Here is a 23,876-nt window from a genome sequence, read left to right on the forward strand (position 1 = left end):
TTTTATTCTGATCTGACAATGGCTGTCCGCTCGGAGATCCCATTGTTGTTAAAGGCCTCTATCTGAAAATAGTAGGCATCGGTTCGGTCCATTCCGGAGAAATAATATTCGTTCTTTCCATAGACCATGATGCTTCCGTAGAGCTTGTCCTCTGATTTTCCAAAATGGATGACATAGCCATCGGCAAGATCGTTCTGTTTCCATCGGAGCCATGAATTCCTTCGTTCCCCAAATTTCTCGGGGCTGCTCCTCAACACTACAAAGTCTTCAACTGGTTGTGGTTTTTCACCGGCACCCTTTCCAAACACCCGAAAACCGCTCAAAGCAAACTTGCCCGTGGGCATTTTTATGTTCTCGAGTTTTAGGAATCGTGCTTTTACTGGATCCTTCAGTTCGATGTAATCATGGGGCACATCTGTCCGGTTCTTGCTTTTGTCCACCAAAACCGTCCATTTTTTACCATCATTCGATGCATATATCTTGTACTGGTGATAGACGCCTTCGGATTTCCCCAAAAATTCAGCGTCCTGGTCCGCATAATTGATTTGGATGGCATGGATGGTGGAAACTTCGCCCAAATCAGTCTGGAACCATTCCCCTTTATTGCCTGTTTCAGCGCTCCAATAGGTGCGCATATCCTCATCCACGGCAAAATTGGGCTGGTACCCTCCCAAAGTGGAAGAGGCTTGCACGGGTTTGTTGTAATTCAGCAGCATCCACCCCGTGAACAGTCCTTGGATATGATCTGCATCTTCCTTTGGAAGATAGGTCGGGTAATCGCCATAAGCGGTATTGCAGTACATGACATCGTCTTGGTCAAAACCAGCGGGCCAAATGCCGATTCGACGTTCAAAACTGTTTTTTTGGTTCAAAATGATGGTGGACACATGCCACCAGTTACCAAACGTGTCCTGATAGGTTGCGCCATGGCCCGCCCCTCTTGCGAAACCGCCAGGTTTGTATGAAAAGGGATTGTGGTCTTGATAGGCAAAGGCGTCCAAGGGTTTATCGCTCACATACACCCCATCTCCGTAACCGCTGAACTCGGTGCCGGGAGCTCCGTATTGCAAATAATATTTGCCATTGTGCTTGGTCATCCATGCGCCCTCCATGAAAGGCTGTAGAAAGGTATTGTCGTTATGCTCGCCAAAGCGTTCCCAACCATGGTCTTCCGGAACGAGGGAAATCAGCGGCTTTACGTAGCCTTCCGATTGTAGGGTCTTGGTGTTGATCTCGGTGCCCAAAATGGGGAACACATTGCTGGAGCCCCAGTACATATAGAGTTTATCGGTGTCCTCTTCATAAAGGAAACCTGGATCCCAGGCACCAGCTTTTAAGGAATCGACGGCAATTTCCCAGTTGTCCGTGGTGGGGTCCTTGCTTTTCCACATGGAAAATGCAGGTCCGTGGGTGGAGCCGATCAAGTACAGTTCATCCTTCATCACAAAGGCTGCTGGGGCGCACAGTTCGTCATAGACCTTGTTCCTCTCCCTCAAAAATTTTCGGGGTATGAATTTCCAGTCGTACATATCATCGCTCCACCAATAACCCCATTGGTTGGTGGAAAAAAGGAAATATTTATCCTTGAAGTTGACAATTACCGGGTCTGCCGTGGCCCTATGCTTGCCGTGGGTGGCAAAATTGGGAATTGGGGTGTAACCGTAGTCGATATTGATGGGATTGCAATAGGTTTTCTGCTGTGCCTGCAACTCCATTTGAAACGACAGCAGCCATAGTATACAAAAGCAACATAATAATGTTCTTCTTCTCGTCATTTATTGGTTTTGTTTTTTATGTGAAAACAGCCATGGTAAGAGTTCTGGCTCTGCAAAGGCTGGGTCCCAACTGCCGTGATTGGCAAAATCATATAGGGTGAATTTTGGATAGACCCCTGCCTTGAGCAGTGCACTGACCATTTCCATGGACTGGAGCGGATTTACCACATTGTCCTGAGCACCATGGAATACCCATACAGGGGTGTTCTTCGCATAGCTAGAAACCGAATTGGGGTCACCTCCCCCACAAATGGGAATGGCCGCCGCAAAGGTGTCCGGCCTACGGCTCAAAAGTTCGAAACTGCCCATACCGCCCATGGAAAGTCCCATCAAATAGATTTGGTTGTCATCCGAATAGGGTTGTTGTATGGTGCTGTCCAACAGGTCCATCACCATTTTCAAAGGCTTGGTGGGGCCACTATCATATTTAAAATTGAGTTTTATGGGATATGTGCTTCGGTCCACATCCACATTGGACCAATAACTTTCCCTGGGACATTGAGGAAAAATGACAATGGCGGGATAGCGCTCCTGGAGATAATCCGTTGCGAAGAGCCTGCCCCCATGCACAAGTTGGCTCTCGTTATCGTTTCCCCGTTCCCCTGCCCCGTGCAAAAATAAAATGACCGGGTATTTTTCCGTTTCCTTGAAATCTTTTGGGTACATGATCCGATATCGTAAGGTATCATTTCCATCGACCAACTCCTTTTTTTCATACTTGGATTGCCATTGGGCCGAAACCAAAGTGCCCAACAATAGCATTAACGGTAGAACTAATTGCTTTTTCATCTGTTCCATATTATAAGGTTACAAATAATGAAGAAACAAAAAACCTATGAATGGACAGGCAGGAAAATATATTCTTCATATCAAAATCCAAGTTTGGTGAGACCTGCTTGTACATCTTCATTCGCCATGAACAGGTTCCAGAGCATTCCTGTGCGGTGGTTTTCGATCATAATGATCTGAGGTCCCTGATCAATGGCCAAATAGGCCTCGGTCACCCAAAAATTATATTCTGGACTGAAGGCATCATAGAAGCCGGCCGGCCCCAACAGTTTGTCCTTGTTCTTGTAAAAAAAGTGCATTGCCTTCAATGATTCCTGAGGAGTGTAGGGAATGGAGCTGATGGCGGCAGTGGGCGATATGACCCCTATATCGTTGGAGGGACTGTGGGCATTGTACCCCATGCTTCCATCACTGTTTCTGGAATAACTCGCGGTAAGACCCCAACAATCCTCCCCATAATCCTCAAATCCTTTCGGATTGGCGACACAGTATTGGTAGTTGATCTTCGAATGGTTGACGTTGACGTCCCAATAATCCACATACTCATCGGAAAGGGTCTTAGGATTGAGCCCCAAATAGGAATAGTGTGCCCAAAACAAGGGTCCACCAAATTGTTCGGCACCTATATGCTTGACCAAAAGGGGAAATCCATATTGGGTGTTGGCCGATTTGATGCCCCCATTCGAGGCCCATCCATTGGCATATACTTCTTTCTCAATGCCAAAATCGGGTGAGGCCGCGGCCAAAACATAGGTGATCAGGACTTCGTTGTAGCCTTTAAGCTGTAGATTGATGGCAAAGTCGTTGTTGGGACTCCAATGCCAGTACAACACATTTTGTCCCTGGGTGTACCAGTCCCATTCCACCCCTTTCCAAAGGTCATCGGCCTGTTGTGCCAATGCTTGTTCCTCTGCCGATCCATTTTTCAAATATTCCTTGATGCAGATCAATCCCTGGGCCAAAAAAGCGGTTTCCACAAGGTCGCCGCCATCATCCAAAGGACTAAAGGGAATCACCGCACCGGTTGAGCCATTGATCCAATGGGACCATGCGCCATGGAAACGATCTGCATTTTCCAAAAAATCCAAAAGGGTGGTCAATCGTTCCACACCTTCCGCCCTGGAAATAAAGCCACGTTCGATGCCCACCAAAATGGCCATTAATCCAAAGCCGGTACCGCCTGCTGTCACTACCTGTGAATCCCTGTTCGGGTCATCGGGATGGTACCTTTCCTTGGCACCTCCTGAGTTTTGCTCTGCAAAATCCCAAAAATATTTGAAGGTTTCCTCCTGTACCAAGTCCATCAGCTCATTGTCGGTGATGGTCGGCACGTCATCATCCGAGCCATCATCAGGAATCTCGGGAGTGGTTGGCACATAGGTGTAGTCATCACCTCCACCGCAAGAAATTGTCAGGGTAAAAAGTACAATCAGGCCAAGTGCTTTCTTAATCATCATTCTTTAGATATGGGCTATCGAAGCCCAATTTTTTCAGACCGCTTTTGACTTCTTCGTTTGCCATGAACAAATCCCAGAGCAGGCCACTTCTGTAGTTTTCTATCATGACGGGTATGGGTCCTTGATCTATGGCCAAATAGCGTGGCAGGTACCAATCCTTTTCCAAACTGAAGGCGTCATAGGGGCCGTACTTTCCGATCAGACTATCCTGCTGGGTGTACATATACTTCAAGAATTGTGTACTCTCCTTGGGTGTATAAGGCATGGAGGAGAGTGCGGCCGTTGGCGAGATCACTCCCAAATCCATACCGGGCCTATGGCCTGCATATCCTTTGATGGAATAACTTGAGGTCAATCCCCAGTTATCCTCCCCATAGCCTTCGTGACCTTCGGGGTTATCCACTGCATATTTGTAATGGATCATGGCGTGGTTGACGTTCAATTTCCAATAATCGGCAAATTGATCCGTAAGTCCTTTGGGGTTGAGTCCCAAATAGGAATAGTGTGCCCAAAAAAGAGGGCCCACGGGAGCTTTGTCGTGCTCAAAGTGGTTAAGTTCGGTCTCCAGCCCATAATAGGTGGTGTCCTTCGCAATGGCCCCATCCAGTGCCCATCCTTTTTCATAGACACTTTTATCGATGGAATGCGTGGGGGACGCTGCTGCCAGCACATACATGATCAGGCATTCGTTGTAACCCCCAACGGGAAAGTTCATTTCCCAAGCATACTCGGGACTCCAATGCCAATACAGCACATCTTCGCCACCTTTGGTGTACCAGTCCCACTCGACTCCTTCCCAAAGTTCTTGGATCTTTTGTGCCAATTTTTGTTCGCGCTCGTTCCCGTCCTTGAAGTATTCCCTTACGGTCAAAAGACCTTGCACCAAAAATGCCGTTTCCACCAAATCCCCTCCGTTGTCCTTTGGGCTAAAAGGGGTCACTTTTCCGGATGGCAACAACCAATGGGGCCAGGCGCCATGAAAACGATCGGCTTTTTCCAAAAACCCAACAATCTTTTCATAACGTTCCAGGGCTTGTTCCCTGGTGATGAACTTTCGCTCCACACCCACTAGGATGGCCATAAGGCCAAAACCAGAACCTCCTGTGGTGATGATGTCCTTGTAGTGGTTGGGATATTCATTGTCCATGTGGAAACGCTCCCTTGCCAATCCTGAAACCGGTTCCGCACCTTCCCAAAAATAGTTGAAGGTCTGGTACTGGACAGAATCCATCAATGCCTCATCGGTATAGGCTATGGTGTCCTTGTGTGATGAATCTTCTTCTTTCTTGTTTTTATGGCCATTGCATCCCATGATTAAGGATGCAACAGCCATTGGAATTAAAATTAACCTCATAAAAAACTAAACTAACTCGACTAAACTAATTATTGCATTAAATTTTGAATCTCCTGTTGTGTGAGTGCTTTGCTATACAGCCTCAACTCATCCATTTGGCCTTTCTCTGTTTTATGGTCCCACCCACTAAAATTGGGGTCCCCTGACATGATCACCAAATCTCCCACACCTGTCCAGTCTATTCCGGTAAAAGCAGTTTCTCCAACCAATTCCCCGTTCATGTACAGTGCTGCATTAGTTGCCGAAATCGAGATTCCAAAATGCACCCACTCGTCAAGGGTCGGGTCTATGGTGGCGGGTTCACCGGGGTTCACCCAGGTGGCATTGGTGCCATTGCCCACAAGAAGTATGAATTTTTGTGCGTCCGCACTCCCTTCGCGAATCAACCCGAAGCCACTGGGCTTATCCGATGGAGATGCCGGTTCCGCCGGGGCAATATTGATTATTCCCGCCCTATCGTCAGACGCATCGATTTTCAACCAGAACGTGGCACTGATTTCATTACCCTGGGCCAAATCGGCGGATGGGAAGGTCAGATAGGAATCTGCAGCACCTTGGTATGCATTCCCTAATATTCCACCGACAAGGCTCGGAGATCCCACTTCGGTGGCATCTTCATCGCTTATGACATCTGTATAACTTCCATCAAACGGTAAATAGAATGTAGAACTCGACTCGGAGATTTGTTTTTGAATTTCCTGTTGCGTAAGTGCTTTGTTGAACAGTCTCAATTCATCCATTTGGCCTTTCTCTGTTTTATGGTCCCAACCATTGAAATTGGGGTCACCGGACATGATCACCAAATCCCCTACACCTGTCCAGTCTATTCCCGTAAAAGCAGTTTCTCCAACCAATTCCCCGTTCATGTACAGTGCTGCATTGGTTGCCGAGATCGAGATTCCAAAATGCACCCACTCGTCAAGGGTCGGGTCTATGGTGGCGGGTTCACCGGGGTTCACCCAGGTGGCATTGGTGCCATTGCCCACAAGAAGTATGAATTTTTGTGCGTCCGCACTCCCTTCGCGGATCAATCCGAACCCACTGGGCTTATCGGATGGAGATGCCGGTTCTGCCGGGGCAATATTGATTATTCCTGCCCTAGTATCCGATGGATCGATCTTCAACCAGAACGTGGCACTGATTTCATTACCCTGGGCCAAATCAGTTGATGGGAACCTCAGATAGGAATCCGCAGCCCCTTGGTATGCATTCCCTGATATTCCACCAACAAAGCTCGGAGATCCCACTTCGGTGGCAGCTGTAATGGTAACCTGCTCATTAAAGTCGCCATTGAAAGGCATATAGAACATTTCCCCGTCGTATAAGGGTACATACGGTGGTGTTTTCTCAAAATCAATGGAAGATGCCGTGGTTTTGCCATCTACGTCCGTAGCCGTTATGGTCAATGTATGTACCCCTGTGGTTACATTGTCATATACCAGATCATCCTTTATAAAGTGACGGTAATCCAGGAACTCCATATAACTGGCAATTTCAGTCCCATCCATTGCAACAGAAACAGAGCTAATTTCTATATCGTCCTTAACTTCAAAATCGATAGTTATAGCTGCAATGGCTTCGGGTACTTTTAACTGAAAACCATCTATAGGCTTGTTAATGACTATTGAAGGTGCCGTTTCGTCCACTCCGGCATCGACTGCGGTAATGGGATCTATTCCCTCATTACAGGAAACCACCAGAAGTCCCAACAGGAACACTATGGATTTAACTGTGTATTTCATCTTTCGTAGTTTATTTGGTTAATGTTAGTTGTCTCCTCCACCCAAGGTCGGCAATGCGTCCACCTGGGCCTGCGGATAGGGCAACAATTGTTTGTCTGCAGTGAAGGTCCTTCCGTCATAGCTCAATTCGGAGAAATTGTCCAAACGGATCATATCGTAGTAACGAATACCCCATTCCAAGGCCAATTCCGCAAACTTTTCGTCCATGACCTGTTCACTGTTCACTCCTGACAATGCGCCCAAACCTGCACGGCTCCTGACCAGGTTCACAGCTTGGTCGGCTGTCATACCGCTACCGCTTGCGCCGCGTGTAAGGGCTTCGGCATACATCAACAATATTTCGGCATAACGGATGACGATCATGTTCTTGCCCCCTCCATAATCATTACGTCCAGTGGTGATCTGCACAGATGGCAAGTAGTGTTTTCCGCTAGCGAACAGTGCCCTTGCATAATTATTTATAATATCCCCATCTCGGGTTGTGTTGTCCACAAACGAAGGCAAGGTGGCATAATTGGGATCGGATTGAAGCTCTGCAATTCCTCTATCGGTCCAAAGTACGCTTGTCTCCAACCTCACGGTCTCGTCCCTATCCAGCATAAATTTGATGAATTTCATACTGGGCTCGTAAAAACCCCATCCGTCTGAAGCATTGGCCCGTGCAGGGGTCCATCCTTGTGGGCCAAAGGGACCATACAGATGATAGAAAGTATCCCCTGTGCCGGAGCCAAAGTCGGAAAATTGCATTTCCAAAAGACTCTCATCACTCAGTTCCCCAGGTTTTTTGAAGAGGCTGTAGAAATCAGGGTAAAGGGAAAACTTATTGGAGTTGATAACGGCCGCACAGGCATCCGCAACTGCTTGATAGTTTTCCATTTCCAGGTTGGCCAAGGCCTTCATTGCATATGCCGTGTAGCGGGTGACGCCACCTGGAATATCTTGCCGTTCGTTGGGCCTCATGTTGGGCAATAATGGGATTGCCTCATCCATTTGATCGGAGATGAACTGCATGACCTCATTTTTGGATGCCGGTCCGTCTGCAATCTCAGTATCCGGTGTGGTCGTCTGGATGATGAACACATCGCCCCACACCCTGGCCAGGTTAAAGTGAAACCAAGCCCTTAACACTTTGATCTCGGCAATATATTGATCGGCAGTAGCTTGGCCGCTTTCGTCTGCGAAACTCTTGAAATTTTCGATGAGTTCTATTTCGGTGTTGAGGCTTACGATATCGCCATAATGAATGTTCCACAAAGAATTGTACATCCAATAATCTTGCGTATATATGAAATTGTCCGTATCTGCAAAAGGTTGTTGGTCTCCAAGACCGCCCGCATTCACATCGTCCCCACGGACGGAGAGCAACAAGGGCTCTTCCCATCCCCTGGTGGCAAAAATTTCGTAGGACCCCACCAAGGCTTGGATCATGTTGTCCGTATCCGAATAATCAAGGTCGTCCGCATTCAACTGACCTTCTATATCATCAAACTTGTCGCTGCACGATTGGATGAAAAACATCGCAATCACTGCAAACATCCATTTGCCAATTATGTTTTTCTTAGTTTTCATTTCAATTTTTTTATAGTTTAACATTTACCCCTATGGTGTAGATTGCCGGTACCGGATACGTCTGACGGTCTACCCCGTTGGAAACCTCTGGATTGAACCCGTTATAGCTGAACAAGGTAAGAGGTCGCTCGGCAGTCAGGGTAAATTTGAAATCGGGGGCGTTGCCCTTGAACTTGTCCCCCCGCAGGGTATAGGCCAATTGAATGTTCTGGATCCTGAAGAAATCCCCATCCTCTACCCAAAAGTTGCTGAGTCGTTGGTTCCAACTATCACGAAGGCCCGCCGAGGATGGATAGGTGTTACTGGTACCTTCCCCATGCCAACGGTTTTTGGCGAGATCGGCATCCATGTTGGTATCGCTGGTGAAAATGACCTCTCCCCGCTTTCTGTTCAAGATCTTATTGCCTGTCTGTCCATAGAAATTCATGGTAAAACCGAAGTCTTTATAATTGACCCCGATATTTCCGCCATAGGTGAATTTGGGTAGAAAAGAACCGAGCACTGTCCTGTCCTCATCGGTGATGCTGCCATCCCCGTTCCTATCATTATAGATCAAATAACCGGGCTGAATGTCCTGTCCGTTGGTTATGGCATTCTGTGCCACCGGATCGGCATCGATTTGGGCCTGGTTCTGGTAAACGCCAGTGGTTTCATAGCCGTAGAAAGCGTACAAGGGTTCTCCCACAATGGTCCTTTGACGGAATTCCGCACTGCCTGCATCAATGTATCCACTCTCGTTTTCCACTTCAAGGGTCTCGTTTTTCACTGTGGTGAAGTTGGCCCCAATGGTGTAGTTGAGATCTTCGGAGATGTCATCGGTCCAGTTCAGTGCCACCTCGACCCCTGAGTTTCGGATGACCCCTGAGTTTCTGTCGATGGTTTCGTCAGCAATGGCGATATACACAGGCATGATGGCATTTTCGGTGTCCCGGATGTAATAATCCGCTTCCAACGACAAACGATTGCTGAGTGTGGTAAGGTTGATGCCGAAATCCAACTCTTCCACCACTTCCCAACTCAGATTGGAAAAATTACTGGTGGCAGTTATTCCCGTAACCGGATTGTCACCCAAATCGACCGTTACATTACTGATGGTGTTGGCCCCAGAGCTTGCACGGACATTGTCGTTGCCCAAACGCCCCCAGGCTGCTCTTAGTTTCAGGAAGTCAAAAACTCCATTGTCCTGCATGAACGGCTCTTGGGACAAAACCCATCCTGCACCCACAGCAGGGAAATAGCCCCATTGCTCTTGGGTAAACTTGGACGACCTGTCCGCCCTGAAGGTTCCATACAACAGATACCTGTCCTTAAAATTATAGGAAACCCTTCCAAAGTAGGATTGGCCATATATTCTGCTATTGGCTTCTTCCACATTGTCGTTGAAAGATAGGGGGTCGGCAAAATCCAAATACCAAGACGTTTCATAATTGATCCCTGCAATATCCGTACCTGTGGCCTCAAATCTGTTTGCTGCCTCGTCCCTATACGAAGCCCCTGCCATTACTGTGACATTATGGTCTTCATTATAGGTATCGGTATAGGTCAATATATTGTCCCAAATCTGGTTGTAGTAGTTGTTCTGTTTTCTGTTGATGGACGAAAGACGTTGATCGCCAAACCCCATATTATAGGGCAGGTTCACATAGCGCTCTTCCAAGGCTGAAAAATCGACATTATAAGCAGTCTTGAAGGTCAGCTTATCTTTGATGAAATCCGTCTGTAGATAAATGTTGGCCAACAATTTGCGTATTTTCAACCTGTTGTTGTTGTACTCCATATCGGGAAAAGGGTTCTGTGTGGCCCTGTATCCCAATGCCTGGGCATTGGCATAACGAACCGGCGTGGCAGCCGTGTTCAATTCATCAAAAACAGGAAGAATCGGAACTGCAAAATAAGCTTTGAACCACGCTGAATCCTCTGGCGTAAATTGTGTGGCATTACTGAACACGGTGTTCACCCCGACCTTTACATTGTCGGTCACATCCACATCCAGCTTTGAACGGATATTGAACCGTTCGTATTTGTTCTTCATATCGAGCAGACCTTCTTGGGAAAAATAGTTGGTCCCGATGGAGTAAGCCACATTCTCTGTCCCTCCCGTGACACTCAAACCGTGGTTTTGGATGATCCCATCCCTGATGATCTCATCAAACCAGTCGGTGTTCACATCGGGCACATTGGGGTTGATACGGCTCCTTCCATAACGCTGCATGGCATTGAGAACAAATTGGGCATCGGGTGCAGAACCTGATTCGACCGCCATGGTGACGAACTGCTCCGCATTGGCCATTTGCAATACGTTCTGGGCCCGCTGGATTCCCGTATAGCCATTGTATTCGATTTGGGGCTTCCTGTTCTTCCCACCCGATTTGGTCTCGATGATGATGACCCCGTTGGCGGCCCTCACTCCATAAATGGCCGATGAGGACGCGTCCTTGAGCACGTTCATCGATTTGATGTCGTTTGGGTTCAAAAAGTCAATGTTGCTGTAGAACATTCCATCCACGACATATAAAACTTTGGTGGCATCGGAATCTTCTTCATCTGCATCTATGTATGACCCAAGCCCCCTAATTCTTACAACTGGCGAAGCACCGGGGCTTCCCGTGGTCACAATCTGTACCCCGGCCACTTTGCCTTGTAGCGATTGCACCGGGTTGGCAGATGGGGTTTTCTCGATTTGTTCGGCATCCACTGTTACAATGGAACCTGTCAAATCGGCCTTTCGTTGGGTACCATACCCGACCACCACGACTTCATCCAGGCTTTGAGTATCCTGCTGCATCGTCACGTCGATGTTAGTTCTGCTGTCAACGGGAATTTCCTGTGTGGTGAAACCGATGTAACTGAACACCAAGGTCCCATTTGCTGGGACTTCGAGACTGTAATTACCGTCAAAATCGGTCTGGATCCCCGTTGTAGTACCTTGTAAAATGACACTGGCTCCAGGTAAGGGTTGGCCCTGATCGTCCATTACCGTTCCCGAAACCGTGATGTTGTTTTGGGCAAAGAGCACTGCCTGAAACAACATGAACGAGATTAGCAAAAGTTTGCTTTTAATTTTCATAATTGTGCAAAAATAGAGTTAGATTTTTACTAAATTAACAAAACCTTAAGTGGCTGTTGCAGAGCGGCCATACATAATAAATACATCATGGCGATACCTTTGGGAAGGCCTTATTTCACCGCATTTGCAGTAGTTGCCCAACTGAAACTGTGAAAAACATTAACATAGTGATGTAGTGATGATGTAATTCCGAAAAGTAGGAATTGGACCGCGAGACCTAGTGTTTGCGGACTAAAAGGTGATAAGGAAATTGGAGAGGTTTTCCGAACTGTCAATTTCCAGTTTTTTCCGTAATCTGTATCGATGTATCTCCACCCCTCGGATGGAAATGGCCATAAGAGGGGCAATCTCCTTGGTGGAAAGGTTCATTTTGAGATATGCACAAAGTTTGAGGTCCTTGGGCGTCAAGGATGGGTATGCTTTCAACAGTCTCTCGAAGAAATCCTCATGGAGTTCCTTGAAGTTTACCTCGAACCGTTTCCAATCCTCCGTATCCTCAATGGAGCTGTCCAATTTTTTGAGGAAGGAACGGTACCGCTGCGAATTGGAAAATTTATCCTTGTTCACTAAGAGCATGTTTTTGATCTCCAACATCATTTCGTTCTTTTTGGCAATGTTCAGGGTGGTGCTGGCCAGTTCATTCTGTTTCAGGCGTACTTCCTTGGCGAGTTCCTCTTTTTCCAATTGGGCCAGTCTTTCCTGTTGCTCTTTTTCCATTTGCTGTTCCATCTCCCTTTGTTTCCTGCCCAGTTTCCTGCGATTGTACCATCTCACCAAGAAAATGGCCGCTATGGTCAATAAGCCATATATGATCAAACTGATTGTAGAAAGGTACCAAGGCGGTAAGATGGAAAAGCTCAACGTATTGGGCTCGGAAAGCTGGTTGTCCATTCCGGAAGTGGAAACCTTGAAGGTATATTCCCCATAGGGCAGGTTCTGGAAGTTGATGAAACCACTTTCCACATGTTCCGAGTACTCTTTTGGTCCCTGAAGCTCAAAATAGTAATGTGGGGAGATGTATTTGGGCGAGGCCACCTCTATGGTTATGGATTGTGAATGTCTGAACGGAATCTCCATCCCTTCCTGCTGGATCGGGTGCTTGCCCCTCTGGTCCCGTAGCACGATGATGTTCGGCACAGGCAGCTCCAACTGCTGTGATTGGCCTTCAAGCTTGGAGGGATTCATCCTGGCGAAACCGTCACTGAGGGTTATATAGGAAAGGCTGTCGTTTACCTTGATCACTTTTTGGGAATCGGGGGCCAAGCGTTCGCGCAAGGGAAGATCGGTGATCATCAGGCTATCTTCCTTCAAATCGGTATAGATAATGGCCTTTTTATCCTCTCCATCCACGAACCAGTAATGCTCATCATCAAAAAAGAGGAGTTCCTTGTCCCTATACTCCTTGAATTCCTCAAAGGGCACGATCAAATCGCCAATGGGGTTATATCTGTACCAATTGCCCTCACTGTTCAGGACAATATGGTTTTTGATGTTATAGATCTTTACATTGTATGCACTCGGTGCCCCGTCATGGTCAAATTGTTGGATGCGGGCCACCTTGCCATAATCGCCATCATCAAAATGAATCCTGTAGAAACCTTTATAGGGGTGTGCTGCCCATAATATGGTCGGTGTCTCAAAACAAAGGTGCTTTACTGGATAATCGAACCCTTCTATCTTGTTGATCTCCCATTGCCCATCATCTTTTTTGATGAACCTTGAAAGTCCGTTGTAAGTCCCCTGCACATACATGGCGTTTTGTCCCGGCACCTTAATGGTCTGGTATCCCCCGGTTATTGAACCCAAGGGTATGAAACCATTTTCCTCCACTTTGTAAGTGCCCGTATTGTGACCGCAGAGCAGATCGCCTTCCAACTCCACCAAGTCCCACACGTGTCCCTGCGACCCGTTCACGAACTTGAACTCGTTGTCCTCGAAATAAAATACCCCCGTATTGCTCCCCAAATACAGTTTCCCCTTGTAGGAGGCGATATCGTACACCATTCCCAATGTGCCTGTGTGGTCGGTGTAGTAGGAAATGGGATTGTTGAGCTTGATGCGGGCAATGCCATTATCGAGCCCCAACCAGAGTTGGTCGGTGTACAGTAATATGGAAAGGACCGTATTGTTCTGCAAGCCAGATTCCCTGTTCAATATTTGATAGCCCCTGGTGAATGAGTTGTAGAGGTACATCCCATTTTTGATGGTACCAAAACCCAATCGATCTCCACCGAGGAGGGCCATTTTGTTCAATTGGTGCTGTTTGAGCTCTTCGTTGATCTTGGCCGACCAGGGGCGGAGGCTTTTACCATCAAAAAGGTAACATCCACTGAGCTTGGTGCCTACCATCAAACTGCCCTTGAAGACCACCATATCCGTAATTGTTTTTCCCTTGAGCAAATCCTGATCGGGCAAAGGCACCAGTTCTTTGTCCTTTAGTTCAAAAAGACCGAGTGGCCCGGAAGCAACAATGAGCTTATCATTGAATTCGATAAAATCGGACACAAAATTGGGAGGGTCCACCACTTCTATCGCAGTTCCATCATAACTATAAATGGCCGAAAAGGAGCGGAACAGCACTTTATTATTGGATGGGAATATTTCCCAAAATTCCTCACTGGTGAAGGTATGGTCCTTGATCAAATGTGTGAGCGAGGTATATTCGAGTTGCCCAATGGCATTTTTCACCCAAAAGCCGAACTCTTCGTAAGATCCTGTGTACACCCTGTCCCCTATGGACTCCACGGATCGGATAATGGTATTGTTGGGCAGTTTGTTGAGGGTCCATTGCTCCCCATTGAAATACAGCAGTCCCTTATTATTGGCCACAAAAAGCTCCCCATCATCGTTCACGGAAACATCCCAATTCTTACTCGCCCCCTTGTAGTCCAAAAGTCGATAATTGTAGATGGGCGGCAACATGTTCTGCCCACATACCAGTAGCGGAAAAAAGAGGATCAAAGTCCTTATGAACCTACCAAGCATACTATTTGATTAACCTACCACCAAAGGTCTTTCCTTTCCCTTAATATACAAAACAATGTGCATGGCAATGCAATTCTTTTCAGAAACACATCTCCTCTGCCCTGCAAATCGGTCCAACAACTTCAAAACCATTTACCCTCTATTCTTTTTTAAAAGGTATTTATTTGATTTTCAATATCATTTGATTTGCATTAACCTTTTTTAATCTTTTGATAATCGCATTTCCTTTTGCATAACCTTTATTGTTTTCTCCTTTACCCCAGACCATATTCCACAGATCTATTTTAGCGCAGCAATACACCAAGGGGTCGGAACTGACTTCTTGGTACCATTTCCAACCAAAATTAAACTATGATTCAAGTAAAACGTACTTGCGCCAACAGACCCTTCCGTTTGGGAAATGTTTCCCTTTGGGTTTCCGTATTGGCCATTTTCGGCATGGGATCGTCCCTGTCGCTCCGGGCACAGACGCCCAATGACGCCCTGATGATGCCTTCCAAAAACATCTGTGTGCTCCTTTCGTATGACTTCGGAACTTTTGATCGCTATTGGGAGGGCACCTTGTTACGATCCAATGAGACCATTGCCACGGTGGACCAAAAAACCATCATGCCCATGGCCGCCATTGGTATTTTGGACGACCTTAATTTTTATATCAGCCTACCCTACATCAAAACCGAATCCTCTGAACCCAATGGAGGGAAATTCGCCGGTGTCAAAGGATTTCAGGATATCGGATTTGCGCTTAAATACCGTGCCATACACCGGGATTTGGGCCCTGGAAAGTTCACTGCCCTGGCCACGGCTGGGTTTGCGACCCCTTTCACCAACTATCTTTCGGATTACAGGCCCTACAGCATCGGGGCCGGTGCACCAGAGTTTTCCTTGCGCGGCATAGCCCAATACCAATGGAACAACGGTTTTTATGCCCGTGCCTCCCTCGCCCATCTGTGGCGTGGATATACCGAAGCGGAACGGGACTATTACTACAACAATGGCAGCTACTACAGCGCTTGGATGGATGTGCCCAATGCATGGACCTATGAGGGAATCCTAGGAAAATGGCTGCTCGAGAGGTCCTTGAAACTTGAGTTGAGCTACTTCAGCCTTACCTCCACCAGTGGGGATGATATCCGGGCATACAACGCAGCACAGCCCACCAACAAAGTGGAATCTGACCGTATTGGGTTTTCAGCACAATATTTCTTCAAATCGTTGAAAGGATTTGGGATAGTGGCCTATCACAACAGGGTGGTGGACGGAAGGAACGTTCCCAAGCTGAGCAATACAGGCTTTGGCATCACCTATCAATTCAATGTCATTAAAAAACAAACTGAAGCTACCGATGAACAATAAGATATTCACCTTGCTATTCGCCTTGGGCCTCATTTTCGTGGTCTCCTGTGAAAAAGATACCCCCAGATACCTTCCGTATGAAGGATATGCCTTTACCAATACCGATGAAAATGGGGGCGATTGGGTTCCCGTTCTCCAAGAATCCGGTGCAGCCATCGAGATAGCGGCGCCAGAAGCGACCGATTCCCAATTCTATCTGGATGAACTGGAGGATATGAAAGAAGCCATGGCCAGTATGACTTCGGAACAGAAAAAAGCAATAAAATACTGGACCAACAACCCGACCATACGTTGGAACGAGATTGCCTTGGAACTGATTGCCAAATACAACCTCATCCCTGGGCCGAATGCTGACGGCACCTATACCCTGCCCAATCCTTCCAATCCAGAAGGACCACCGGCATTTCCCTTTGCCCACCCACCTTATGCGTGCAGGGCGTTGGCCTATATGTCCGTGGCCCAATTTGATGGACTTATCAGTGCATGGCACCACAAATACAACTATAATAGGCCTGCACCTTATCAACTGGATGAAAGCATTGTCTATGCCTATGAGGACAACGATATTCCCTCCTATCCTTCGGATGGTGCAGTGATTGCACGGGCATCAAGAAACATTCTTACGGCCATGTTTCCCTTGGAGGCCGAATACCTGCAAGGCCTTGAGGAAGAACATTTGGAAAGCCTGCTGCTTTCCGGGGGCAATGTGATGAGCGATATCGATGCCGGAGTGGAAATCGGCGATGCGGTATCATCCACTGCCCTAGCTCGAGCCGCCAATGACGGTATGAAGAATGCACAGACCCCAAAAGCCGTATCGGATTCCATCAAGCAAGCTGCCCTCGATAGGTTTGGCTGGGCCTGGGACAATCTGGAAATCCCAGTTCGCCCCGTTGGTCTTACCCCACTCTTCGGAAAAGTGACCATGTGGAGCATTGACGACGTGGAAAGCGTACGTCCCATAGCTCCTCCCCAATTGGACTCACAGGAATTTCTGGACGACGTGAAACTTTTGAAGGATTACGCCAAAAACATGACCGACGAACACCGTAGGATTGCCAATTTCTGGCAGGACGGGCTCGGTACCTATACGCCTCCTGGACATTGGAACCGCATCGCCAACGAGCTTATCGTTGAATATCGATTGAATCCCTTACAGACCACACGGACCTTGGCCTATATGAACATGGCCATCATGGATGCAGGAATAAGTTGTTGGGATGCCAAATACTATTACCATTACCCTAGACCCATACAAATGATAGAAGGGTTCAAGACCATTGCGGGTACGCCCAATTTTCCCAGCTACACCTCTGGACACAGTGTGTTCTCGGCTGCGGCATCGGAAGTTTTGGCCTATGTCTTCCCTGATGAAGCGTCACAGATGCGGGCCTGGGCAGAAGAAGCGGCCATTTCGAGGGTGTATGGTGGTATCCACTGGAGTTTTGATGCCACCGTGGGCACGGAACAAGGGCGAAATGTGGCCCAATATACCATTGACAGGGCCATGGTGGATGGTGCCGACCAATAATATGTGCTAAACACTGACTATTGTCCTAAAAGTAAGGTTGATTCTCGGCGTCCTCACCAACTTTGTTGGTGGCAAACGGTGCAACCAATGGCTCTGGGTAGCTCCCTTCATTACCAAGAGACTCCCATGGTCGAGGATCAACCCTACTTTTTCCTTGGTTTCCTTATGCTTGAACGCAAATTTCCGTTCAGCCCCAAAACTTAGGGAAGCTATGGCCCCGTTCCGTTTCAGGTCCTTCTCCGCGTCACTGTGCCAAGCCATGCCCTCCTCCCCGGAATGGTACAGGTTGAGCAAACAGGAATTGTAGGTCTCCCCGGTTCGTTTTTCGGCCAATACCTTCAACTCCAAGAGGGCTTCTGTCCATGGGAGGGCCTTTTTGGTATGGTTGGAATAGGTGTATTCAAAAGGTCGGTCGCCATACCAGGCCACTTTACGTTTGGTCTCTATGCGCTTGCCGTAGATGACGGCCACATCATTGGTCCAAGCAATGTTCGCCAAAAGCTCTTGATAGTAGGCATCTGCAACATTTCGGGCCATAACAGGTCCATAATAATTCACGGTACCTTCCTTGGGCAACCAATTATGATCGGGGTCTATTTCAGAGGTGAACAAATCCATCTTTCCATTGTTTATAGGCCTCCTTCATGCAGTGTCCGCAAGGTCGGAACCCCATTTTCCGTGCCTCGGCATCCGAATTGAAAAAAACTCTGTTCTCCTGTTTCATACGTTTGCCCGAAGCACACCCCAAGGTACCATATATTTTCAACCTTTTGTTCCCGCCCAGCATAATCTCCCCTTTTCGGATCATGTTCAGGACTTCCTTGTTATCGATGTCGGAATGAAATACCATTTCTCAACTGATGGCATCATGAAAAATAATGCCCATCGTATATCTTTCACCATGGTGCAGTTCGCTCACCCCATGCTTCATGTTCACCCGATAATATCCCTTTGTGCCTCTCACTGGTCTGAAATTCGTGGTAAAGAGAACCATATCCCCCTTTTTAGGTCTGAGCACAATGGCTTTGGATTGGGCCCTGGGTGTCTGCTGGGTCATCACGAATTCACCTCCTTGGTAATCCGAATCGGGGTCGCTCAGAAAAAGAACCACTTGGATGGGAAAATAAACTTCTCCATACAGATCTTGGTGCAATGTGTTGAATCCGCCCTTCCCATATTTTAAAATAAGTGGGGTAGGTTTCAACTGGTTCTGTTCCTTACACTGGTCTATCAATTCCTGATGGGTTTGTGGAAAAACCCTTTGCATGTTCAACGCTTTCATCCAAAGATTGGCAACGGGAACCAAATGGGGGTACAATCCTTCCCTGAGTTCTTGGATGGGTCCAGGCAACGGGTAATCAAAATACTTGTATTCCCCCAACCCGAAGCGATAGCGTTCCATGACTACCGTTTTTCTATATCCTTCTTTCCGATCGTATATTTCCTTCAGGGCATCGCACATATCTGGTTCCAAATAATTGGAAACCAAGGCATATCCCCTGTTATGCAGACTTTCTTCCACTTGGTCCCATTTGACCTCGGAACTTTGGTGCATTATCGTATTCATGTTAACTGTTCGTTTTTTGATTGATGATGGATTGGGCTGTTCGTTTTTTGATGGATGTTTTACTCGGCAGGGGCCATTTGCGCAGCTTCCCAACCTATGATGGCACTTTTTCGAGTACTGCCCCACATATAGCCTCCCACTTTTCCGGTCGATTGGATGACCCTGTGGCATGGAATCAGGAAGGCTACGGGATTTTTCCCAATGGCGGTGCCCACGGCGCGGGATGCTTTCGGTCTTTCCATTTTTTGCGCAATGGTTCCATACACCTCCAGACTTCCCGTCGGAATTTTGAGTAGGGTTTCCCACACTTTCAATTGGAAGGGTGTGCCATGCAAATGCAGCTTGATCTGTTCCTGCTTGCTCCAATCATCCCGAAAAATGGCCAGTCCGTCCTGCTGGTTCTTGTCCAACAACTGCCGATAGGTAGCATTGGGAAAACGGGACTTTAAATCCTCGAACCCCTCTTTTCCATCATCCACAAAGGACATATGGCAAATGCCCTTGGGCGTGGAGGCAACGATCAGTTTTCCAAAAGGGCTTTCCGCAAAACTATAGTTGATTTCCAAATTCTCTCCCCCATTCTTGTATTCCCCGGGAGTCATCCCTTCAATGTTGACAAAGAGGTCATGCAATCTTCCCGTCCCGGAAAAACCTGTTTCCATGGCCGCTTCGGACAATGTGACCTGTGCTTCCTTCAACATTTTCTTGGCATGTTCGACGCTGATGTACTGCATGAACTTTTTAGGGCTTACCCCGGCCCACTCCGTGAAGAGTCTTTGGAAATGGTATGGGCTCAGGTGAACGGATTCCGCAATCTCGTTCAGGGAGGGTTGTTCCTTAAAATTGCTCCGTATGAAGCTGATGGCTTTTGCCACCCTATCGTAATTGAATTCTGCCTGCGTGTTCATAATTATCATATTTGAACCAAAAGTAGATGGCTCAACTTGAAGATAAAACCCGAATCTTGCTGACTATTGCTCGGGGACTACCCTGCCAACATTTCCTGGCTTTTTTTAAGGATATCAGCCACCCTCTTTTTCAGCGCATCGGGCTCCACGATCGTAGCATAGTCCCCGAACATAAGGTACCATCTGGCAAAGCCATTTTCCATATCGGTGGTCAAAAAGGTCATTTCCAACTGTCCACCCACCGGTTTTTCCGAAACAAAGCCATAATGCTTCCTACCTCCCCGGATGTATTTGGCCACGGATTTGTCCACCAAGATCTTCACCTTGGTCTTTTCCACCTCTTCCCTTTTCTCGCGGTGTTCGTCCATAGTGCCGTGTTCCAGCATAAAATCCATGGAGGTCCTGGCGATGTGGTGTATCCTGTCCGTGCGGAAATGTCTGTAGTCCATCCGCAGGTGGCAATAACCCAGAATGTACCAAAACCCGTTTTCATTGAAAAGCCCTACGGGTTCTATGCGGCGTTCTGATGGGGTTTCTTCCCGGAGCGATTCGTACTTTAAAAAGACCTGTTTCCGCTCGGCAATGCTCTCGAACAGGATTTCAAGGGCGTTGGGCACTTCTTCGTTGAACAGCACTTGGCCTGGCACAATGGATACCTGCGACTCCAAGGCTTCCACCCAATCTTTTTCCCTTCCCCGGAGCACCGATTTCAATTTGTACATGGCCGATTCGTAGTAGGCCCCGAGGGACTTGTCGGTGAACTTTTGCATGAGTTTTTCCGCCGCCACAAAACTTCCGGCCTCTTCCCGGGTAAACATTACCGGGGGCAGGCGGTACCCTTCCATAATGGAGTAGCCCACGCCCGCTTCGCTGACGATGGGCACACCGGATGCCTCCAAGGTCCTGATGTCCCTATACACGGTACGCAAGCTCACATCAAAGCGGTCCGCCAGTTCCTGTGCCTTCACAATCCGCTTGGACTGCAGCTGTATCAAAATGGCGACTATCCTATCAAAACGTTTGGCGGTGTCCATTCCCATAATTGCGTGAGCTATCTCCCAAAGATAGGATTTCAATCCAAGGACCTGCGTTCTTTTCTTTCCCATCTTCATCTATTTATACCTTTTTATTCACGGCAAAGCTAGGCCCATGGGGTGACAACGGCTTGTCAAGAACTTTTTTTCAGGTCGATTTTTTTCTACTGACACAGGGCTGTCACACACCCCCTCTAATTTTGGTTTCAGAAATCATAAACCTTTAAATACAAACATCATGGAAAACACCGTAAAAAATCAAACTGAAGCACAAGTCATCTCCCCTGCCCAACTATTGGAACACTACCAAGGTCACCGCGGACTTACCCGAAGGGTAATCGAAGCCTTCCCTGAAAAGGAATTCTTCAGCTACAACATTGGGGGCATGCGCACCTTTGCCGAAATGACGATGGAGCTTTTGGGGATAGCCGTTCCTGGGCTGAAGGAAATTGTGACCCGGGAAACTTCCGAACTGCAAGAACATTTTGAGCATGGGAACCAAAAGGCCAAGATCTTGGAAAGATGGGACCAGGACACGGAAGAGATCAACAAGCTCTGGGGGCAAATTGAATTGGAACGCTTCCAAGACCATGTAAAACTCTTTGGCCAGTATGAAGGCACCGTGCAATCCTCCATTTTCTATTTTATGGACAATGAGATCCACCACCGCGGACAGGGCTATGTCTATTTGAGAGCCCTAGGCGTTGAACCTCCGTTTTTCTACGAGCGCTAAAAACGAATGTGATGAAGACCGTTTTGGTATTTAGGACTTCGGTATTGGGCAAGGGTCATATTAGGACGCTTAGGCCCTTATTGAACCAATTGATCGACAGGAACGGGTATTGGAATTTTGATCTGGAGGATTGTGACAACATTCTCCGGGTCGAAACCCAAAGTTTACAAGCGCATACCATTTCAACTTTATTGGAAAAAAATGGATTTTGTTGTGAAGAGCTCCATTGAAACAGTTTCCCGAAAAACGACCGATGATGAAAAAATCGGGCTTGATCCCCAATCAAGGGATGTTGACCGAGTGTTCCGTTTTTGGACCATTCGCCCTAAACAGCATAAGCAGGCATCCTGATCTTTTGGATCAGATGCCCGCTTTTTGTTTGAGTTGGTTGAACTGGGTCAATAGTTCCTGATAACGTGCTTTTTCCTCTTCTCCGGGTTTTTTGTCACTTCCACCCAAAATATTGTTCAGATATGATATTTGGGCCACCATCATCTGCTGGGGATAGGCACCTTCCTCATTTTTCAGTTGTTGCAACAGTTTCTTGAGTTCCTCCAATTGGCCTTCGTCGGTCTTGTCCTTTTCCAGTTTTTTGATCTTCTCCTCCACATCGTCCTGCAATTTCCGCGCATCCGACAACAAATCCATCACCTTTTGTTGTAAAGCCAGTTGCTCTTTCATATCCGATAGGGAAACGCCCTCTTCCTCCAACTTGGGGTCGATAAGCACCTCAAAAGATTTCTCGTACGATTGACCATCCACCGTAAGTTTGGCGGTGTAGGTGCCGGGAAGCGCCATGGGACCACCCTTATAGCGTCTTCCCTTGCGTTTGTCCCAAGGTCCTTTTTGACGAAGGTCCCATTGGAATCGGTTGATGCCTTTTTTGGTTTCCAACTTGCTGTCCAAATAGACAAAGGTCATACTGAGGCCCATGTCCTCCACTTTCTCTTCCGTGGATTCCAGTTGGGTGGAGTCGCTTACAATAGTCGCCACTTCTTTGCCCTGTGCATCCAAAATCTGAAGGCTGACCCCTTCTTTTACTTCTTTGGGCAAATAATAATCAATGATAACGCTAGTGGAAGGGTAATTTGGAAAATCTCCACCTCCCCAAGGCGTTCTGTACCGAATGGTCTTGTCCGGCTTGAACAAGACGGGCTCGTCCTTCAATTCATCCATATTTTTGTCCTGAAGGGCCGTAACCTTGTCCAAGATCCAAAAACCGCGTCCCATGGTGCTCAGGATCAAATCGCCCCGAAAAAGAATGATGTCCGTGATGGGCGTCACGGGAAGGTTCTGTTGGAATTCCTTCCAGGTTTTCCCATCATCAAAGGAAACGAACATCCCAAATTCCGTTCCTGCATACAACAATCCTTCACGAACGGGATCTTCCCGTAGCACTCGGGCCGTGTAATCGGAAGGTATGCCATTGGAATCGGTACTGATGAGTTCCCAGCTTTCGCCATAATTCTCCGTTTTGTAGAAGTAGGGCTTCGTATCTCCCAACAAATGACGGTCCACCGCCACATAGGCCTTTGCCGGATTGAATTGGGAAGGCTCCACGGACTCCACTCTACCTCCTTTGGGCAGTTTCTTGGGGGTTACATTTTTCCATGTCTTGCCGCCGTCCTTCGTCACGGAAATGACCCCATCGTTGGAACCGGTCCAGATGACGCCTTGGCTGATCTTGGACTCCCTGATGGAGTATAATGTGCTGTAATATTCCTCACCCGTAATATCGCGGGTAATGGGATTTCCCGAGATGACCTGTTTGTCCGGCTCGTTCGCAGTCAGATCAGGGGAAATGGTTTCCCATCGCTGTCCTCCATTGCTCGTTCTGTGAAGATACTGCGACCCCATGTACACCACTTCGGGATTGAAAGGCGAAACATGGATGGGTGCCACCCGCTGGAACCGATATTTCAAATCCTTGGGGTTGTGCCCATAGATGTTGGATGCCCCGATGGAATATTCCCTGTCCATTCCCGTTTTCTTGTTGTACACACTGAAAC

General features: G+C 47.6%; 18 protein-coding genes. 4 read left to right on the forward strand and 14 right to left on the reverse strand.

From position 1 onward, the window contains the following. Positions 1-2: 2 nt before the first annotated feature. The 8 genes from SD450_RS10710 to SD450_RS10745 all read right to left on the reverse strand — a co-directional run bounded on the left by SD450_RS10710 (position 3) and on the right by SD450_RS10745 (position 14,738). Complete coding sequence (locus SD450_RS10710; protein WP_404828242.1) at positions 3-1,715, reverse strand: discoidin domain-containing protein; 1,713 nt, start codon at positions 1,713-1,715, stop codon at positions 3-5. A 60-nt stretch (positions 1,716-1,775) separates the two neighbouring features. After that, a complete protein-coding gene (locus tag SD450_RS10715) occupies positions 1,776-2,564 on the reverse strand; it encodes a carboxylesterase family protein (protein ID WP_318344466.1) in 789 nt (262 codons plus the stop codon). A gap of 80 nt (positions 2,565-2,644) precedes the next feature. Further along, positions 2,645-4,021, reverse strand: a complete 1,377-nt coding sequence (locus tag SD450_RS10720; protein ID WP_404828239.1) for a glucoamylase family protein — start codon at positions 4,019-4,021, stop codon at positions 2,645-2,647. Further along, positions 4,011-5,375 carry a glucoamylase family protein gene (locus SD450_RS10725; protein ID WP_318344467.1) on the reverse strand — a complete coding sequence of 455 codons (1,365 nt, stop codon included), beginning with the start codon at positions 5,373-5,375 and terminating at the stop codon, positions 4,011-4,013. The genes SD450_RS10720 and SD450_RS10725 overlap by 11 nt, the downstream gene beginning before the upstream one ends. Positions 5,376-5,404: 29 nt before the next feature. Further along, a complete protein-coding gene (locus tag SD450_RS10730; RefSeq protein ID WP_318344468.1) occupies positions 5,405-7,117 on the reverse strand; it encodes a LamG domain-containing protein in 1,713 nt (570 codons plus the stop codon). A gap of 24 nt (positions 7,118-7,141) precedes the next feature. Beyond that, positions 7,142-8,686 carry a RagB/SusD family nutrient uptake outer membrane protein gene (locus tag SD450_RS10735; protein WP_318344469.1) on the reverse strand — a complete coding sequence of 515 codons (1,545 nt, stop codon included), beginning with the start codon at positions 8,684-8,686 and terminating at the stop codon, positions 7,142-7,144. A gap of 10 nt (positions 8,687-8,696) precedes the next feature. Next, a complete protein-coding gene (locus tag SD450_RS10740; protein WP_318344470.1) occupies positions 8,697-11,753 on the reverse strand; it encodes a SusC/RagA family TonB-linked outer membrane protein in 3,057 nt (1,018 codons plus the stop codon). Between the two features lie 231 nt (positions 11,754-11,984). After that, positions 11,985-14,738 (reverse strand): helix-turn-helix and ligand-binding sensor domain-containing protein, encoded by a 2,754-nt coding sequence (locus tag SD450_RS10745; RefSeq protein WP_318344471.1) that lies wholly within the window; start codon positions 14,736-14,738, stop codon positions 11,985-11,987. A 351-nt stretch (positions 14,739-15,089) separates the two neighbouring features. Here SD450_RS10745 and SD450_RS10750 point away from each other — a divergent pair, with 351 nt between their 5' ends. Both SD450_RS10750 and SD450_RS10755 read left to right on the forward strand, forming a co-directional pair. Then, positions 15,090-16,094: a transporter gene (locus SD450_RS10750; protein WP_318344472.1), complete on the forward strand. Its 1,005-nt coding sequence runs from the start codon at positions 15,090-15,092 to the stop codon at positions 16,092-16,094. Next, complete coding sequence (locus SD450_RS10755; RefSeq protein ID WP_318344473.1) at positions 16,084-17,625, forward strand: phosphatase PAP2 family protein; 1,542 nt, start codon at positions 16,084-16,086, stop codon at positions 17,623-17,625. The genes SD450_RS10750 and SD450_RS10755 overlap by 11 nt, the downstream gene beginning before the upstream one ends. Before the next feature lie 6 nt (positions 17,626-17,631). On the opposite strand, the gene SD450_RS10760 is transcribed toward SD450_RS10755, so the two are convergent. The 5 genes from SD450_RS10760 to SD450_RS10780 form a co-directional block, all read right to left on the reverse strand. Further along, entirely contained in the window at positions 17,632-18,243 is a 612-nt protein-coding gene (locus SD450_RS10760; protein ID WP_318344474.1) for an alpha-ketoglutarate-dependent dioxygenase AlkB family protein, read from the reverse strand. Further along, the gene (locus SD450_RS10765) at positions 18,224-18,475 is read right to left on the reverse strand and encodes an Ada metal-binding domain-containing protein (RefSeq protein WP_318344475.1); all 252 of its coding nucleotides are present in this window, start codon (positions 18,473-18,475) and stop codon (positions 18,224-18,226) included. The genes SD450_RS10760 and SD450_RS10765 overlap by 20 nt, the downstream gene beginning before the upstream one ends. A 3-nt stretch (positions 18,476-18,478) precedes the next feature. Continuing rightward, positions 18,479-19,192 carry a 2OG-Fe(II) oxygenase gene (locus tag SD450_RS10770; protein ID WP_318344476.1) on the reverse strand — a complete coding sequence of 238 codons (714 nt, stop codon included), beginning with the start codon at positions 19,190-19,192 and terminating at the stop codon, positions 18,479-18,481. Between the two features lie 59 nt (positions 19,193-19,251). Continuing rightward, positions 19,252-20,100 (reverse strand): bifunctional helix-turn-helix domain-containing protein/methylated-DNA--[protein]-cysteine S-methyltransferase, encoded by an 849-nt coding sequence (locus tag SD450_RS10775; RefSeq protein WP_318344477.1) that lies wholly within the window; start codon positions 20,098-20,100, stop codon positions 19,252-19,254. Positions 20,101-20,177: 77 nt separating this feature from the next. Continuing rightward, positions 20,178-21,140 (reverse strand): helix-turn-helix transcriptional regulator, encoded by a 963-nt coding sequence (locus tag SD450_RS10780; protein ID WP_318344521.1) that lies wholly within the window; start codon positions 21,138-21,140, stop codon positions 20,178-20,180. 232 nt (positions 21,141-21,372) lie between these two features. Here SD450_RS10780 and SD450_RS10785 point away from each other — a divergent pair, with 232 nt between their 5' ends. Then, positions 21,373-21,867, forward strand: a complete 495-nt coding sequence (locus tag SD450_RS10785; protein ID WP_318344478.1) for a DinB family protein — start codon at positions 21,373-21,375, stop codon at positions 21,865-21,867. Between the two features lie 11 nt (positions 21,868-21,878). Next, positions 21,879-22,097, forward strand: a complete 219-nt coding sequence (locus SD450_RS10790) for a hypothetical protein (RefSeq protein ID WP_318344479.1) — start codon at positions 21,879-21,881, stop codon at positions 22,095-22,097. Between the two features lie 130 nt (positions 22,098-22,227). On the opposite strand, the gene SD450_RS10795 is transcribed toward SD450_RS10790, so the two are convergent. Beyond that, positions 22,228-23,847, reverse strand: coding sequence for a hypothetical protein (locus tag SD450_RS10795; protein WP_318344480.1), 1,620 nt, complete (start codon positions 23,845-23,847; stop codon positions 22,228-22,230). Between the last annotated feature and the right edge of the window lie 29 nt (positions 23,848-23,876).

The organism is Flagellimonas baculiformis (assembly GCF_033441575.1).
GTDB classification, from domain to species: domain Bacteria; phylum Bacteroidota; class Bacteroidia; order Flavobacteriales; family Flavobacteriaceae; genus Flagellimonas; species Flagellimonas baculiformis.

What these genes read in the sequence shown, in the direction of transcription:
- SD450_RS10780 (WP_318344521.1), bottom strand. Translation starts at nt 21,140, where the DNA reads ATGGGAATGGACACCGCCAAACGTTTTGATAGGATAGTCGCCATTTTG.
- SD450_RS10740 (WP_318344470.1), bottom strand. Translation starts at nt 11,753, where the DNA reads ATGAAAATTAAAAGCAAACTTTTGCTAATCTCGTTCATGTTGTTTCAG.
- SD450_RS10765 (WP_318344475.1), bottom strand. Translation starts at nt 18,475, where the DNA reads ATGGTATTTCATTCCGACATCGATAACAAGGAAGTCCTGAACATGATC.
- SD450_RS10775 (WP_318344477.1), bottom strand. Translation starts at nt 20,100, where the DNA reads ATGAACACGCAGGCAGAATTCAATTACGATAGGGTGGCAAAAGCCATC.
- SD450_RS10745 (WP_318344471.1), bottom strand. Translation starts at nt 14,738, where the DNA reads ATGCTTGGTAGGTTCATAAGGACTTTGATCCTCTTTTTTCCGCTACTG.
- SD450_RS10785 (WP_318344478.1), top strand. Translation starts at nt 21,373, where the DNA reads ATGGAAAACACCGTAAAAAATCAAACTGAAGCACAAGTCATCTCCCCT.
- SD450_RS10715 (WP_318344466.1), bottom strand. Translation starts at nt 2,564, where the DNA reads ATGAAAAAGCAATTAGTTCTACCGTTAATGCTATTGTTGGGCACTTTG.
- SD450_RS10795 (WP_318344480.1), bottom strand. Translation starts at nt 23,847, where the DNA reads ATGGACAGGGAATATTCCATCGGGGCATCCAACATCTATGGGCACAAC.
- SD450_RS10725 (WP_318344467.1), bottom strand. Translation starts at nt 5,375, where the DNA reads ATGAGGTTAATTTTAATTCCAATGGCTGTTGCATCCTTAATCATGGGA.
- SD450_RS10760 (WP_318344474.1), bottom strand. Translation starts at nt 18,243, where the DNA reads ATGGATTTGTTCACCTCTGAAATAGACCCCGATCATAATTGGTTGCCC.
- SD450_RS10730 (WP_318344468.1), bottom strand. Translation starts at nt 7,117, where the DNA reads ATGAAATACACAGTTAAATCCATAGTGTTCCTGTTGGGACTTCTGGTG.
- SD450_RS10790 (WP_318344479.1), top strand. Translation starts at nt 21,879, where the DNA reads ATGAAGACCGTTTTGGTATTTAGGACTTCGGTATTGGGCAAGGGTCAT.
- SD450_RS10770 (WP_318344476.1), bottom strand. Translation starts at nt 19,192, where the DNA reads ATGAATACGATAATGCACCAAAGTTCCGAGGTCAAATGGGACCAAGTG.
- SD450_RS10735 (WP_318344469.1), bottom strand. Translation starts at nt 8,686, where the DNA reads ATGAAAACTAAGAAAAACATAATTGGCAAATGGATGTTTGCAGTGATT.
- SD450_RS10750 (WP_318344472.1), top strand. Translation starts at nt 15,090, where the DNA reads ATGATTCAAGTAAAACGTACTTGCGCCAACAGACCCTTCCGTTTGGGA.
- SD450_RS10710 (WP_404828242.1), bottom strand. Translation starts at nt 1,715, where the DNA reads ATGGAGTTGCAGGCACAGCAGAAAACCTATTGCAATCCCATCAATATC.
- SD450_RS10720 (WP_404828239.1), bottom strand. Translation starts at nt 4,021, where the DNA reads ATGATGATTAAGAAAGCACTTGGCCTGATTGTACTTTTTACCCTGACA.
- SD450_RS10755 (WP_318344473.1), top strand. Translation starts at nt 16,084, where the DNA reads ATGAACAATAAGATATTCACCTTGCTATTCGCCTTGGGCCTCATTTTC.